A 14,048-nucleotide genomic window follows, 5' to 3' on the forward strand; every position below is an offset into this window, starting at 1 on the left:
CCTCCTAGACGGTTGCCGGGTGGTGTTCGACCGGCGTGTAGACGCAGTTCTTCCCCGCGCTCTCCTCCACGGCCGCCAGCACCCGCTGCACCTGGAGCCCGTCGTCGAAGGAAGGCGCGGGGGCGCTGCCCGCCGCGATGGCATGGACCAGGTCGCGGGCCTGGTGGGTGAAGGTGTGCTCGTAGCCGAGGCCGTGGCCCGGCGGCCACCACGCCTCCAGGTAGGGGTGGTCCTGCTCGGTGACCAGGATGCGGCGGAAACCCGCCTCCCCGGCGGCCTGCGTCTCGTCGTGGAACTCCAGCTCGTTGAGGCGCTCCAGGTCGAAGGAGAGGGAGCCCGCGGTGCCGTTCAGCTCGACGCGCAGCGCGTTCTTGCGTCCGGCGGCGACCCGGGTGACCTCGAAGGAGGCGAGCGCGCCCGAGTCGAGACGGCCGGTGAAGACGGCGGCGTCGTCCACGGTGACCTGGCCCATCTCCCCGTCCGGGCCGCCCTCACGCAGCGGACGCTCGCGCACGAAGGTCTCGGTCTGCGCGGACACTCCGGCCAGCGGGGAGCCGGCCAGGTGCTGGGCCAGGTCGATGGCGTGGGCGCCCAGGTCGCCGAGGGCGCCGGAGCCGGCGGTTTCCTTGCGCAGCCGCCAGGCGAGCGGAAAGGCGGGGTCCACCAGCCAGTCCTGGAGGTAGCTGACCCGTACGTGCCGCACCTCGCCCAGCCTGCCCTCGGCGACCATGCGGCGGGCCAGCGCGAGCGCGGGTGTGCGGCGGTAGTTGAAGCCGACCATGGCCACCTGGCCGCGGGCCCGCGCCTCGTGTGCGGCCCGCGCCATGGCCTCGGCCTCGGCCACGGTGTTGGCGAGCGGCTTCTCGCACAGCACGTGTTTGCCCGCCTCCAGCGCCGCGACGGCGATCTCGGCGTGGCTGTCGCCGGGGGTGCAGATGTCGACGAGTTGGACGTCCTCGCGGGCGATGAGCGCGCGCCAGTCGGTCTCGGCCGCCGCCCAGCCCAGGCGCCCGGCAGCCGTGCGGACGGCGTCGGGGTCGCGTCCGCACACGGCTGCCATGACGGGGCTCAGCGGCAGGTCGAAGACCCGGCCCACGGTGCGCCAGCCCTGGGAGTGGGCCGCGCCCATAAAGGCGTAGCCGACCATGCCCACGCCCAGTGGCGGCGCGTCGTCGGGTGCGGGCGTGACGTTGTCGTACGACATTGAGGTCCTCCCTCTCGGGGATTCCGAACGGTCTCAGCGGTGGGGGTCAGGACACGGCGGCGCGCGGCCCCACCGGCCCGGAGGTGCCGGGCGGTGGGCGCCAGGGGGTGTCCGGCGAACGGCCGCGCTGCCGTGGGGCCTGTCAGGTGAAGCCGATCGGGAGGTAGTCGTCGACGTTCTCCTTGGTCACGACGGCGGAGTAGAGCGTGACCTGGGCCGGGATCTCGAACTCGGCCATTCCGGAGATGCCCTTGCCCTGGCCGAGCGCGCGGGCCAGGTCGATGGCGGAGGCGGCCATGGTGGGCGGGTAGAGGACGGTGGCTTTGATGACGCTGTCATCGTCCTTGATGGCCTGCATGACGCGCTTGGAGCCGGCTCCGCCGACCATGAGGAACTCGTCCCTGTTGGCCTGCTTGATGGCGCGCTCGGCACCCACGCCCTGGTCGTCGTCGTGGTTCCACAGCGCGTCGAAGCTCTTTTGCGCCTGGAGCAGTTCGGACATCTTCTTCTGGCCCGACTCGACGGTGAACTCGGCGGCCTGGCGGGCGACCTTCTTGATGTTGGGGTAGTTCTTCAGCGCGTCGTCGAAGCCCTTGGTGCGCTCGCGGGTCAGCTCCAGGTTGTCGATGCCGGCCAGTTCGACGACCCTCGCGTTCTTCTTGTCCTTGAGCTGCTCGCCGATGTAGTGCCCGGCGTTGAGGCCCATGCCGTAGTTGTCGCCGCCGATCCAGCAGCGGTACGCCTGCTGCGTGGAGAAGATCCGGTCGAGGTTGACGACGGGAATCCCGGCGCGCATCGCCTTGAGCCCGGCCTGGGTGAGGGCCTTGCCGTCGGCGGGGAGGACGACGAGGACATCGACCTTCTTGTTGATCAGCGTCTCGACCTGGCCGACCTGGGTGGCGTTGTCGTTGGAGCCCTCGGTGGACTCCAAGGTGACGTCCTTGTACTTCTTGGCCCGGTTCTTGGCCTGCTCGCTGATGGCGTTGAGCCAGCCGTGGTCGGCCTGCGGTCCGGCCCAGCCGATGGTGACCTTCTTGCCGGGCTTGTCGTCGGCGACCCCGGCGCCCGCGGCCTCGGCCGGACCGGCCGAGTCGCCGGAGTTGTTGTCGTTGCTGGTGCACCCTGCGGTCAGGAGCGCGGCACCGGCCGCCGCCGTGCCGAAGAGCATGCTTCGTCTGCTGGATACGTGTGGCACCCGTGGGCTGTCTGTCATGAGGAGGATCGACCCTTCTGGACCAGGACGGCCGCGACGATGATCGCGCCCTTGGCGATCTGCTGGACGTCTGTCTGGAGGTTGTTGAGGGCGAACAGGTTGGTGATCGTGGTGAAGACCAGGACGCCGAGGACGGAGCCGAGGATCGTGCCGCGCCCGCCGCTGAGGAGGGTGCCGCCGATGATCGCGGCGGCGATGGCGTCCAGTTCGTAGAGGTTGCCGTTGGTGTTCTGGCCCGAGCCGGTGAGGATGATCAGCATGAACGCGGCGATGCCGCAGCACAGGCCGGACAGCAGGTAGAGCAGCAGCCGCTGGCGCTTGACGGCGATACCGGCGAGCCGGGACGCCTCCGGGTTGCCGCCGACGGCCACGGTGCGCCGTCCGAAGGTGGTGCGGTTGAGCAGCAGCCAGCCGACGACGCAGACGAGGGCGAAGACCAGCACGATCGGCGGGATGCCCAGCACATAGGAGTCGGCGACGCCCAGGTCCAGGACGGAATCGACGTTCACCACCTGGGTCTTGCCGTCGCTGATCTGGAGCGCGAGGCCGCGCGCCGAGGCGAGCATGGCGAGGGTGGCGATGAAGGGCACCATCGGCCCGTAGGCGACCAGCAGCCCGTTGACGAGGCCGCAGCCGACGCCGACCAGCACGCTGCACACCAGCATGCCGCCCAGCCCGAAGTCCTGGGTGGCCACGGTGGTGGCCCACACGGAGGCCAGCGCGACGATCGCGCCCACCGACAGGTCGATGCCGCCGCCGATGATGACGAAGGTGACGCCGACGGTGACGACGCCGATGACGGATGCCTGGGTGAGGATCAGCCGCAGGTTCTCCGTCGCCAGGAACTCATCGGGTTTGGTGAGGGCGCCGACGACGGCCAGCACGACCAGGACGCCGATGAGGGAGAGGTGGCGCACATCCAGCGGGCTGCCGCCGAGGCCACGGCGGCGGGCGGGCTTCGCGGGGGGCGCGGAGTCGGTGTCGGGCCCGGGCGCTGCGTCGTGCACCGCCTGCCCCTTGGTGGAGTTCACGTCATGTCACCTCTGGAGACGGTGGAGAGGGCCGGCTGCGTCAGGTGCGGGCGCGCCGGGTGCGAACGCGCCGGGTGGGAGAACGTCATGCGGAGGTACGTCGGGTGAGGCCGCGTCATGTGCGAGGGCGTCACGTGAGGACGGGCCGAGGCGAGGCGCGTCATGCGAAGGCACCTGCGGAGGCATCTCAGGTGAGTCCGCCTCATGTCGGGCCGCCTTCCATGACGAGGTCGAGCACGCGGTGCTCGTCCAGGTCCCGGGCGGCTGCGCGGTGCACCACGCGGCCCTCGCGCAGCACCAGGACCCGGTCCGCGAGCCCGAGCACCTCGGGAAGTTCGCTGGAGACCAGCAGCACGCACACGCCCGAATCGGCGAGACGGCGGATGACGGCGTACAGCTCGGCGCGCGCCCCCACATCCACGCCCCGGGTCGGCTCGTCCAGCAGCAGGACGCGGCACTCGCGCAGCAACCAGCGGGCCAGCACGGCCTTTTGCTGGTTGCCGCCCGACAGCGTGCGCACGGGGCGGTCCGGGTCGTCGGGGTGGAGCGCGAGGTCTCGGGTGTGCAGCCGGGCGGCGGCGCGCTCGCGGGAGCGGTCGAGCCAGCCGCCCCGGGAGAAGCGGGGCAGCGAGGAGACCGACACGTTGCGGGTGACGGACTCCAGCAGCAGCAGTGCCTGGGACTTGCGCTCCTCGGGCGCGAGGCCCAGACCGGCGCGGACGGCGGAGACGATGCTGCCGGGGCGCAGCGGCCTGCCGTCCACCAGTACCCGGCCCGCGGTGGGGCGGCGGGCGCCGTAGAGGGTCTCCAGGATCTCCGAGCGCCCGGAGCCGACGAGTCCGGCGAGTCCGACGATCTCCCCCGGCCGCAGCTCCAGGTCCAGCGGCTCGAACTCGCCCTCGCGCGCGAGCCCTTCGGCGCGCAGCACCGGCTCGCCCGTGGGCGCTTCGCGCTCCCCCTCGGGGAAGGCGTGCTGCACCTCGCGGCCGGTCATCCTGGCGACGAGTTCGCCGGTGGGGGTGGTGCGGGCCGGCAGGTCGCGGGCGGCGACGCGGCCGTCCTTGAGGACGGAGACGCGGTCGCCGATGCGGCGTATCTCCTCCAGCCGGTGGGAGATGTAGACGACGGCGACGCCGTCGGCGGTGAGGCTCTCGACGATGCGGAAGAGGTTGTCCACCTCGTCCGGGTCGAGCGCGGCGGAGGGCTCGTCCATGATGATCAGTCGCACGTCGTGGGAGAGCGCGCGGGCCATGGAGACGATCTGCGCGCCCGCCGCCGGCAGGGAGCCGACCAGCGCCGCCGGGTCGATCTCGGGGTGGCCGAGCCGGGCGAGCAGTTCGGCGGTCTTCGCGCGGGCCTCGCGGGGCCGGATGATGCCGCGGGTGGCGACCTCGTGGCCCAGGAAGACGTTCTCGGCGACGGACACGTGCTCCACCAGGTCGAGTTCCTGGTAGATGGTGGCGATGCCCAGCCGCATGGCGGCCACGGGGGTGGACAGCTTGACGGGCCTGCCCTGCCAGGTGATCTCTCCCTCGTCGGGCTGGTGGGCGCCGGCGAGGACCTTGATGAGGGTGGACTTGCCGGCGCCGTTCTGGCCGAGCAGGCAGTGCACCTCACCGTCCGCCACGTCGAGATCGACGCCGTCGAGCGCGCGGACACCGGGGAATGATTTGGTGATTCCGGACATCGTCAACAAGGGCATACGGGACCTCCGTCCCAGGCCGTACGGGATCGCGGTGCGAGAGTGCGGATGCGAACGTTGCTGTGCGCTGCGCTGTGCTGTGCTTCGGACCAGTGGGACGGAAGCGGGACCGACGGTGCGGAAGGTGCGGGCCGGGTGGCTGTCTTGCGCGGGAGAGGCGGTTTACACGCGGGGGAACAGAGGCGGCGGGCTTACGCGGGTGAGAACAGGTGGTCGCTGGTGAGGCGGGCGGCGCCGGTCACCCCGGCGACCTGGCCCAACTCGCCCAGCACGATGGGAAGATTGCCGGTCGCCAGTGGCAGCGACTGGCGGTAGACCTGGGTGCGGATGCTGGCGAGCAGTGTGTGGCCGAGCCCGGTGACGCCGCCGCCGATGACGACGAGTCCGGGGTTGAAGAAGCTGACGAGTCCCGCGATGACCTGGCCCACGCGGGCCCCGCCCTCGCGGATGAGGTCGAGCGAGGTGCCGTCCCCGGCGGACGCGGCGGTGGCGACGTCGGCGGCGGTGAGCCGTCCGTTCGCCTCCAGCAGCCGGGCCAGCTCCGCCGAACGGCCGTCCCGGGCGGCCTCTTCGGCGTCCCGCGCGAGTGCGGCGCCTCCGAAGTACGCCTCCAGGCAGCCCCGGTTGCCGCAGGCGCACTGGCGGCCCTCGGGCTCGACCTGGATGTGCCCGATGTCGCCCGCGCTGCCGGTGGTACCGCGGTGCACCTCGCCGCCGACGACGACGCCGCAGCCGATGCCGGTGCCGATCTTGACGCAGAAGAAGTCCCGTACGGAGCGGGCGACTCCGGCTTGCATCTCGCCGGTGGCCATCAGGTTCACATCGTTGTCCACCCGCACCGGGCAGCCCAGTTCCTGGCTGAGCGCCTCCCGTACGGGGAAGCCGTCCCAGCCGGGCATGATCGGCGGGGCGACCGGGATGCCCTCGGGGAAGCGGACGGGGCCCGGGACGCCGATGCCCGCGCCGTCGAAGCCCTCCGCCACCCCGGTGTCGCGGAGCTTGGCGACCATCGCCAGCACCTGGTCGAAGACGGCGACCGGCCCTTCGCGCACGTCCATGGGCTGGTTGAGGTGGCCCAGGATCTCCAGTTCGGGGTTGGTCACGGCGACGTCGATCGAGGTGGCGCCGATATCGACACCGAGGAAGCGGAGTTGGGGTGCGAGGCGGATGTTGTGCGAGCGGCGCCCGCCCCGCGAGGCGGCGAGCCCGTCGGCGACGACCAGCCCGGTCTCCAGCAGCCGGTCCACCTCGACGGCGAGCTTGGAGCGGGAGAGATCGACCCGGTCGCCGAGTTCGGCGCGCGACCGGGGGCCGCCGTCACGCAGCAGGCGGAGCAGCCGCGCCTGGTGCGCGTTCGCGGGCCGTGCAGTCATGCGCCTCACCGCTACCCCTCCAGCCGCTACGTCGGCATTGCTGTGTCGAGCCCGGGAGTTCGCCGTGTCGAGCCCGGTATTTCACGGGGAACGTAGCAGCAGCCTCCGGGGTTGGGAAGAAGTTATGCGGAAACCCGATCTACTTTTTCCCGCGAGAGGACAAAGAGCGATACGCGTACCCGGCCGGGCCGGTCCGGGGCGGGGCGGGGCGGTGCGGGGCGGGGCGGGGCAACAGCCCACGACGGTCCGCCCCTGTCCAAATCCTTTCGGTCTTCGTAGGGTGCCGGATCATGACCCACCCCCGAGCCGGGTTCCTCGACCGCTCACGCACCATCGCACCACCAGGCTGGAGCCGCTGGCTGGTGCCGCCCGCCGCGCTGGCGGTGCACCTGTCGATCGGGCAGGCGTACGCATGGAGCGTATTCAAGCCACCGCTGGAGTCCTCACTGAACCTGTCGGGCACGGCCAGCGCCCTGCCCTTCCAGCTCGGCATCGTGATGCTGGGCCTCTCGGCGGCGTTCGGCGGCACCCTCGTCGAAAAGCGCGGCCCGCGCTGGGCGATGGCCGTGGCGCTGGTCTGCTTCTCCTCCGGCTTCCTGCTCGCCGCGCTCGGCGCGGCGACCCGCCAGTACTGGCTGGTGGTGCTCGGCTACGGCTTCGTCGGCGGCATCGGCCTGGGCATCGGCTACATCTCCCCCGTCTCCACCCTCATCAAGTGGTTCCCCGACCGGCCCGGCATGGCGACCGGCATCGCCATCATGGGCTTCGGCGGCGGCGCACTGATCGCCTCGCCCTGGTCGGCGTCCATGCTGGACGCCTTCGGCTCCGGCAACGGCGGCATCGCGGCCTCGTTCCTCGTCCACGGGCTGGTCTACGCCGTGTTCATGGCCCTCGGGGTGCTGCTGGTGCGGGTGCCGCCCGAGGGCTGGCGGCCCGCCGGGTGGGAGCCGCCCGCCGCCGGCCGCGCGATGGTGACCACCGCGCGGGTCTCGGCCCGCAGCGCGGTGCGCACCCCGCAGTTCTGGTGTCTGTGGGTGGTGCTGTGCATGAACGTCACGGCGGGCATCGGCATCCTGGAGAAGGCGGCGCCGATGATCACCGACTTCTTCTCCGGTACCTCGACGCCGGTCAGCGCCTCGGCCGCCGCCGGGTTCGTCGCACTGCTGTCGCTGGCGAACATGGGAGGCCGCCTGCTGTGGTCCTCCGCCTCCGACCTGATCGGCCGCAAGAACATGTACCGCGTCTACCTCGGCGTCGGCGCGCTGATGTACCTGGCGATCGCGCAGCTGGGGGACGACTCCAAGCCGCTGTTCATCGTCTGCGCCCTGGTCATCCTCTCCTTCTACGGCGGCGGTTTCTCCACGGCGCCCGCCTATCTCAAGGACCTGTTCGGCACCTTTCAGGTCGGCGCGATCCACGGCCGGCTGCTGACCGCCTGGTCCACGGCGGGCGTGCTCGGCCCGTTCATCGTCAACAAGGTCGCCGACTCCCAGGAGAACGCGGGGCATTCGGGCCCCGGCCTGTACGGCCTGTCGCTGTCCATCATGATCGGCCTGCTGGTGGTGGGCTTCATCGCCAACGAGCTGGTACGTCCCGTGCACCCCAAGCACCACGAACCGGAGGAGGAGGTGGCCGGTGACCCCGAGCAACGGCGTACCGCCTGAGAGCACGACGCCCCCCACCACGGCCAGCCCCGCCCGGACGCCCTTGGCGGTGCTGGCCTGGCTCTGGGTCGGACTGCCGCTCGTCTATGGTCTGTATGAGCTGATCAGCAAGGCCACGCAGCTCTTCACCGACTGAAACGCCTCCGACCCGCACCGACAAAAATGCCCCCGGCCCGCACCGGCTGGAGTGCTCCGGATCGTCACCGGCCGAGGCGCCCGCGGTTCCAGCATCTGGAGCGCTCCGGCCGCATCCGGCCGGGCGCGCGACAATGGCACGGAAGAGCGGAACGACACCCGGGAGTGGACGGATCATGGGAAGGGTCACCGAGCGGCGTCCTGTCATGCGGATCCGGGACGGGGTGGTCAGCTCCCGCCCGGACACCCTGGTGGCCGAGGAGCCGCTGGAGATCCGGCTCAACGGCAAGCCCCTGGCCATCACGATGCGCACCCCCGGCGACGACTTCGCCCTCGCCGCCGGGTTCCTGGCCAGCGAAGGCGTCCTGCGCACCGCCGAGGACCTGGCGACCATCGCCTACTGCGCGGGCGCCACCCACGAGGGCACCAACACGTACAACATCGTGGACGTGCGCCTCGCCCCCCATGTCCCGGTCCCGGACATCACCCTCGAACGCAACGTCTACACCACCTCCTCCTGCGGGCTGTGCGGCAAAGCCAGCCTCGATGCCGTCCGCACCACGGCCCACTGGGCGCTGGAGGCCGACCACCCGCGCCTCACCCCGCAGGTGCTGACCGCGCTCCCCGACCGGCTGCGCGGCGCCCAGCGCGTGTTCGACCGGACCGGCGGGCTCCACGCGGCGGCCCTGTTCACCCCGCACGGTGAACTGCTCGACCTGCGCGAGGACGTGGGCCGCCACAACGCCGTGGACAAGCTGATCGGCCACGCCCTCCAGCAAGGGCACCTCCCGCTACGGGACAGCGTGCTGATGGTCTCCGGACGCGCGTCGTTCGAGCTCGTCCAGAAGGCCGTCATGGCCGGCATCCCCCTCCTCGCCGCCGTCTCCGCGCCCTCCTCGCTGGCCGTCGATCTGGCCACCGAGACCGGCTTGACCCTCGTCGGCTTCCTCCGGGGCACCACCATGAACATCTACTCCGGAGCGGAGCGGCTGGCTCTTGAGGTGCCCACGGGCAGCGGCTGAGCGTCCGTACGGATGTCCGGGCGAGGATCCGTGCGAGTGTCCGGGCGCACCGGCGCGTCCGCCACCGCCCCCGTCCCCGCCGCTGCGGCCGTTTCGGCCACTGCCTCTGTCGGAGTCTCTGTCTCTGCCGTGGACGACCAGCGCCGGGCCAGATACGCGCACACCATCAGCTGCATCTGATGGAAGAGCATCAGCGGCAGGACGGCCAGGCTCGCCTGGGCGCCGAACAGGACGCTCGCCATGGGCAGCCCGGCGGCCAGTGACTTCTTCGACCCGGCGAAGCTGATGGCCACGCGGTCGGCGCGGGCGAAGCCGAGCCTGCGCGAGCCGTACCAGGTGAGCGTGAGCATCACCGTCAGCAACACCGCCTCGACGCCGAGCAGGGCCAGCAGCCGGACGGGCGTGACCTTGCCCCAGATCCCCTCGGCCATCCCCTGGCTGAACGCGGTGTAGACGACGAGCAGGACGGAGGAGCGGTCCACGCGCCCGAGGAGTTGCTTGTGCCGGGCGAGGAACCCCGCCAGCCAGCGGCGCAGCAGCTGTCCGGCGACGAAGGGCGCCAGCAGCTGGGTGCCGATCCCGAGCAGCCCGGAGGCCGAGAGCGCCGCGTGCCCGCCGATCAGCCAGGCCGCCAGCAGCGGCGTGACGATCATGCCGAAGAGGCTGGAGTAGGTGCCCGCGCAGATGGCGGCGGGCACGTTGCCCCGCGCGATCGAGGTGAAGGCGATCGAGGACTGGATGGTGGAGGGGACGAGGCACAAGAAGAGCAGCCCGCCTTGGAGCTGCGGGGTCAGGACGTAGGGCACCAGTGCGTGCGAGGCCAGGCCCAGGAGCGGGAAGAGCGCGAAGGTGCACAGCAGCACGGCCAGGTGCAGCCGCCAGTGACGCAGTCCGTCCACGGCCTCTCGGGTGGACAGGCGCGCCCCGTACAGGAAGAAGATGAGCCCGACCGCGATCCTGGTGGCCCAGCCGAAGCCCTCGGCGACGCCCCCGGAGGCGGGCAGCACCACGGCGAGCAGCACCGTGCCGAGCAGCAGCAGTATGTAGGGGTCGAGCAGTCGGGCCAGTCGGCGCATGGTCTCCCTCGTACGGTGCGCGCGCCGCGGTCGCGGTGCCGGGGGCGTACGGTTTCGGGCTCCGGATACCGCGCTGCGGAATTGTTTTTCCGACCATTTCGCTTCGGTCGGCCTCCGCGCAAGCCGGGGCGTCACACCGCGAAGGTTCGGTGCAGAAACCCGGCGGGGCCCGCGACGACTTCGCGGGCATCCGGGTGGGCGACGTACGAACTGTCCTCAATTGACCGGCTGCTGGGCCGACGGGCCCACCCGGAGCCGCCGCGACCGCCTCCCGATCACGCGAGGCATCGGATACGGTCACTCGCGCTGTGTCACGCAGCGCCTGTACGTCGAGGAGCAGAACCTTTGCGCGAGTTCACCGTCCCCGCTTTGGCGACGGGGCCCCACGTCGGGGGGCTGGCCGACGTCGTGTTCGAACATGCCGATGAGAGCCCGGCGCTGACCGTGCTGGTGCGCAAGGACGAGTCGGGCGGATGGCAGGACGTGAGCGCGGCGCGGTTCCGCGACGAAGTCGTCGCTCTCGCGAAGGGCCTGCTGGCCGAAGGCGTCCGTTTCGGGGACCGCGTCGCGTTGATGTCGCGTACGCGCTACGAGTGGACGCTGCTGGACTTCGCGCTGTGGTCGATCGGCGCGCAGTCCGTTCCGGTCTACCCGACCTCCTCGGCCGCGCAGGTCGCGTGGATGCTGCACGACGCCGAGGTGTCGGCGGCGATCGTCGAGCACGAGGGCCACGCGATGACGGTCGGCTCGGTCATCGACGGGCTGCCCCGCCTCAAGCGGCTGTGGCAGCTCGACTCCGGCGCCCTCGCCGAACTGACGGCCGCCGGAGCCCACATCGAGGACGAGGTCGTCCACCGCCACCGGCTGGCGCTCACCCCCGACACCGTCGCCACGGTCATCTACACCTCGGGCACCACGGGCCGCCCCAAGGGCTGCGTCATCACCCATGCCAATTTCATGGCCGAGGCCGACAACATCGTGGCCTGCTATGACCAGGTCTTCCACGCCAGGTCCGGTGAACAGGGCTCGCTGCTGCTGTTCCTGCCGCTCGCACACGTCTTCGGCCGGATGGTGGAGATCGCGGCGGTACGGGGCAGGGTCAAGCTGGGCCATCAGCCGGACATGTCGGCGCGGGCACTGATGCCGGACCTGAAGAGCTTCCGGCCCACCTTCGTCCAGGCCGTGCCGCACCTGTTCGAGAAGATCTTCCGCAGCGCCCGGCGCAAGGCCGAGGCGGAGGGAAAGCTCGGCCCCTTCGACAAGGCCGTCGATCTCGCGGTCCGCTACGCCGAGGCCACCGAGCGCAAGGCATTCGGCGACGGCCCGGGCCCCGGCCCCTCCCTGCGGATGCAGCACCAGGTCTATGACCGGCTCGTCTACACCAAGCTGCGCGAGGCCATGGGCGGCCGGTGCCGCTACGCCATGTCCGGCGGCTCGGCCATGGAGCGGCGGCTCGGGCTGTTCTTCGACGGCGCGGGCATGCGGATCTTCGAGGGCTACGGGCTCACCGAGTCCACGGCGGCGGCCGTGGCCAACCCCCCGGAGCGGCCCCGCTTCGGCACGGTGGGCCGGCCGGTGCCCGGCACGAGCGTACGGATCGCCGAGGACGGAGAGGTCCTGCTGCACGGCGGCCAGATCTTCGCGGGCTACCTCAACGATCCCCGCGCCTCCCGAGCCTCCTTGCGCGAGGGCTGGCTGGCCACCGGCGACCTGGGCTCGCTGGACGGGGACGGCTATCTGACGATCACCGGCCGCAAGAAGGAGATCCTGGTCACCTCCAGCGGCAAGAGCCTCTCCCCCGGCCCGCTGGAGGACCGCGTACGCGAGCACCCGCTGGTCGGACAGTGCATCGTGCTGGGCAACGACAGGCCCTACGTCTCCGCGCTGCTCACCCTCGACCAGGAATCGGTGCGGCACTGGCTCGCGATGCGCGAGAAGCCCGATGTGCGGGCCTCGGAACTGTTGCGGGACCCCGATCTGGAGACCGAGATGCGGCGTGCCGTGGTTGCCGCGAACACCCAGGTCTCCCAGGCGGAGTCGATCCGCACGTTCCGCATTCTGGCCACGCCGTTCACCGAGGAGCAGGGGCTGCTGACCCCCTCGCTGAAGCTGAAGCGCGCGGCGATCGAGAGCGCCTACGCCGCCGAGATCGAGGCCCTGTACCGCGGCTGAGCAGCGCAAACGTCAGGGCTGAGCGGCTGGGTCCGGCGGCGGGGGCGGGGGTTTCCGGGGCGCCGAAGGGGGCACTCCGGGACCGGAAGCGGATACTCCGGGTGCCGGTGAGGAACAGACACCCGGCACCACGCGTTCACCATGGCGGAAGAAATCCCACGAGACGAACGATTGAGGACCCACCGCGTGAGCAACGTTCCCACCATCACGCTCAACAACGGCGTCACGATGCCGCAGCTCGGCCTCGGCGTCTGGCAGGTGCCGGACGACGAGGCGACCGCGACGGTGACCACGGCGCTGGAGTCCGGCTACCGCAGCATCGACACCGCGGCCGTCTACGGCAACGAGGCGGGCGTGGGCCGCGCCCTCGCCGCCAGCGACCTGCCGCGCGACGAGCTGTTCGTCACCACCAAACTGTGGAACTCCGAGCAGGGCTACGACACGACCCTGCGCGCCTTCGACGCCTCGCTCGCCAAGCTCGGCCTGGACCAGGTGGACCTGTACCTCATCCACTGGCCGATGCCGGCCGTCGACAAGTACGCGGACACCTGGCGCGCGTTCGAGAAGATCTACGCCGAAGGGCGCGCCCGCGCCATCGGCGTCTCGAACTTCCAGCCCACGCACCTCAACCGGCTGATCGAGCAGGGCGGCACCGTCCCGGCCGTCAACCAGATCGAGCTGCACCCCTCCCTCCAGCAGCCGGTGCCCCGCGCCTTCCACGCCGACCACGGCATCGCCACCGAAGCCTGGTCCCCGCTGGGCCAGGGCGGCGAGCTGCTCAAGGCGCCGCGGCTCACCGAGATCGCCGGGCGGCACGGCAAGTCCGTCGCCCAGGTCGTGCTGCGCTGGCACCTCCAGCTGGGGAACGTGGTGATCCCCAAGTCCGTCACGCCCTCCCGCATCCGCGAGAACATCGACGTGTTCGACTTCGAGCTGAGCGCCGAGGACCTCGCGGCCATCGCCGAGCTGAACACCGACACCCGGCTCGGCGACGACCCCGAGAACGTGAACTGACGACGACACGAGGCGGCGGCAACGCCCCCCGGCGGCCCGGCCCCCTGCGCGTGGCCGGGCCTCAGCTCGCCCCGTGGCCCGGCGCGATCTCCTCGATCCGCCGGGCCAGCGCGATGTCCAGCTCGGTGACCCGGCCCCCGACGCTGTGCGTGTTCACCGTGACCGCCAGCTTGTTGTAGCCGAGGGTCATGTCCGAGTGGTGGTTCAGCTCCTCCTGGATCGCGGCGATGTGGATGACCATCGCGGCGGCCGGCAGATGCCCGCCGAAGCTGTAGGTGCGCGAGACGCTGTCGCCGTCGGTCTTCCAGTGCGGAAGCTGGGCCAGTGCCTGCTCGGTCTCCTCGGGAGTCAGCGGCTGCGGCGCCATGGGATGGTCCCTTCTGTCGGCTGTGCCGGTCTGTTCGAGACTGGTCCGCCGCGCCGCTCTGTTCGAGACGGTGCC

At 71.2% G+C, this 14,048-nt stretch carries 12 protein-coding genes; 5 read left to right on the forward strand and 7 right to left on the reverse strand.

The annotated features are described in order from the left end of the window. Positions 1–4 precede the first annotated feature (4 nt). The 5 genes from ABD339_RS22885 to ABD339_RS22905 all read right to left on the reverse strand — a co-directional run bounded on the left by ABD339_RS22885 (position 5) and on the right by ABD339_RS22905 (position 6,523). Positions 5–1,204, reverse strand: a complete 1,200-nt coding sequence (locus ABD339_RS22885; RefSeq protein ID WP_344568301.1) for a Gfo/Idh/MocA family protein — start codon at positions 1,202–1,204, stop codon at positions 5–7. A 142-nt stretch (positions 1,205–1,346) separates the two neighbouring features. Further along, positions 1,347–2,372, reverse strand: coding sequence for a substrate-binding domain-containing protein (locus tag ABD339_RS22890; RefSeq protein WP_344568302.1), 1,026 nt, complete (start codon positions 2,370–2,372; stop codon positions 1,347–1,349). Between the two features lie 41 nt (positions 2,373–2,413). Continuing rightward, positions 2,414–3,424, reverse strand: a complete 1,011-nt coding sequence (locus tag ABD339_RS22895; protein WP_344568449.1) for an ABC transporter permease — start codon at positions 3,422–3,424, stop codon at positions 2,414–2,416. A gap of 226 nt (positions 3,425–3,650) precedes the next feature. Next, positions 3,651–5,150: a sugar ABC transporter ATP-binding protein gene (locus tag ABD339_RS22900; protein ID WP_344568303.1), complete on the reverse strand. Its 1,500-nt coding sequence runs from the start codon at positions 5,148–5,150 to the stop codon at positions 3,651–3,653. A gap of 191 nt (positions 5,151–5,341) precedes the next feature. Beyond that, the gene (locus tag ABD339_RS22905; RefSeq protein ID WP_344568304.1) at positions 5,342–6,523 is read right to left on the reverse strand and encodes an ROK family transcriptional regulator; all 1,182 of its coding nucleotides are present in this window, start codon (positions 6,521–6,523) and stop codon (positions 5,342–5,344) included. Between the two features lie 290 nt (positions 6,524–6,813). Between ABD339_RS22905 and ABD339_RS22910 the strand changes: the two genes are divergently transcribed. From ABD339_RS22910 to fdhD, 3 genes are all read left to right on the forward strand, one after another. Beyond that, positions 6,814–8,187 carry an L-lactate MFS transporter gene (locus ABD339_RS22910; RefSeq protein ID WP_344568305.1) on the forward strand — a complete coding sequence of 458 codons (1,374 nt, stop codon included), beginning with the start codon at positions 6,814–6,816 and terminating at the stop codon, positions 8,185–8,187. Continuing rightward, a complete protein-coding gene (locus ABD339_RS22915) occupies positions 8,159–8,323 on the forward strand; it encodes an MFS transporter small subunit (protein WP_344568306.1) in 165 nt (54 codons plus the stop codon). The genes ABD339_RS22910 and ABD339_RS22915 overlap by 29 nt, the downstream gene beginning before the upstream one ends. Before the next feature lie 175 nt (positions 8,324–8,498). After that, positions 8,499–9,344, forward strand: coding sequence for a formate dehydrogenase accessory sulfurtransferase FdhD (gene fdhD / locus ABD339_RS22920; protein ID WP_344568307.1), 846 nt, complete (start codon positions 8,499–8,501; stop codon positions 9,342–9,344). On the opposite strand, the gene ABD339_RS22925 is transcribed toward fdhD, so the two are convergent. Then, positions 9,293–10,420 carry a bile acid:sodium symporter family protein gene (locus ABD339_RS22925; RefSeq protein WP_344568308.1) on the reverse strand — a complete coding sequence of 376 codons (1,128 nt, stop codon included), beginning with the start codon at positions 10,418–10,420 and terminating at the stop codon, positions 9,293–9,295. The genes fdhD and ABD339_RS22925 overlap by 52 nt on opposite strands. Before the next feature lie 345 nt (positions 10,421–10,765). Here ABD339_RS22925 and ABD339_RS22930 point away from each other — a divergent pair, with 345 nt between their 5' ends. Together ABD339_RS22930 and ABD339_RS22935 are read left to right on the forward strand one after the other, a co-directional pair. Then, positions 10,766–12,592 (forward strand): AMP-dependent synthetase/ligase, encoded by a 1,827-nt coding sequence (locus ABD339_RS22930; RefSeq protein WP_344568309.1) that lies wholly within the window; start codon positions 10,766–10,768, stop codon positions 12,590–12,592. 186 nt (positions 12,593–12,778) lie between these two features. Next, the gene (locus ABD339_RS22935) at positions 12,779–13,606 is read left to right on the forward strand and encodes an aldo/keto reductase (RefSeq protein WP_344568310.1); all 828 of its coding nucleotides are present in this window, start codon (positions 12,779–12,781) and stop codon (positions 13,604–13,606) included. A 61-nt stretch (positions 13,607–13,667) separates the two neighbouring features. On the opposite strand, the gene ABD339_RS22940 is transcribed toward ABD339_RS22935, so the two are convergent. Beyond that, complete coding sequence (locus tag ABD339_RS22940; RefSeq protein ID WP_344568311.1) at positions 13,668–13,973, reverse strand: 4a-hydroxytetrahydrobiopterin dehydratase; 306 nt, start codon at positions 13,971–13,973, stop codon at positions 13,668–13,670. Between the last annotated feature and the right edge of the window lie 75 nt (positions 13,974–14,048).

Origin of the sequence: Streptomyces axinellae, assembly GCF_039532135.1 — a bacterium.
In the GTDB taxonomy this organism is placed as follows: Bacteria; Actinomycetota; Actinomycetes; order Streptomycetales; family Streptomycetaceae; genus Streptomyces; species Streptomyces axinellae.

Excerpts from the sequence above, each read along its gene's own strand:
- ABD339_RS22885 (WP_344568301.1), bottom strand. The coding sequence starts at position 1,204 with ATGTCGTACGACAACGTCACGCCCGCACCCGACGACGCGCCGCCACTG.
- ABD339_RS22890 (WP_344568302.1), bottom strand. The coding sequence starts at position 2,372 with ATGCTCTTCGGCACGGCGGCGGCCGGTGCCGCGCTCCTGACCGCAGGG.
- ABD339_RS22900 (WP_344568303.1), bottom strand. The coding sequence starts at position 5,150 with ATGCCCTTGTTGACGATGTCCGGAATCACCAAATCATTCCCCGGTGTC.
- ABD339_RS22905 (WP_344568304.1), bottom strand. The coding sequence starts at position 6,523 with ATGACTGCACGGCCCGCGAACGCGCACCAGGCGCGGCTGCTCCGCCTG.
- ABD339_RS22910 (WP_344568305.1), top strand. The coding sequence starts at position 6,814 with ATGACCCACCCCCGAGCCGGGTTCCTCGACCGCTCACGCACCATCGCA.
- fdhD (WP_344568307.1), top strand. The coding sequence starts at position 8,499 with ATGGGAAGGGTCACCGAGCGGCGTCCTGTCATGCGGATCCGGGACGGG.
- ABD339_RS22925 (WP_344568308.1), bottom strand. The coding sequence starts at position 10,420 with ATGCGCCGACTGGCCCGACTGCTCGACCCCTACATACTGCTGCTGCTC.
- ABD339_RS22940 (WP_344568311.1), bottom strand. The coding sequence starts at position 13,973 with ATGGCGCCGCAGCCGCTGACTCCCGAGGAGACCGAGCAGGCACTGGCC.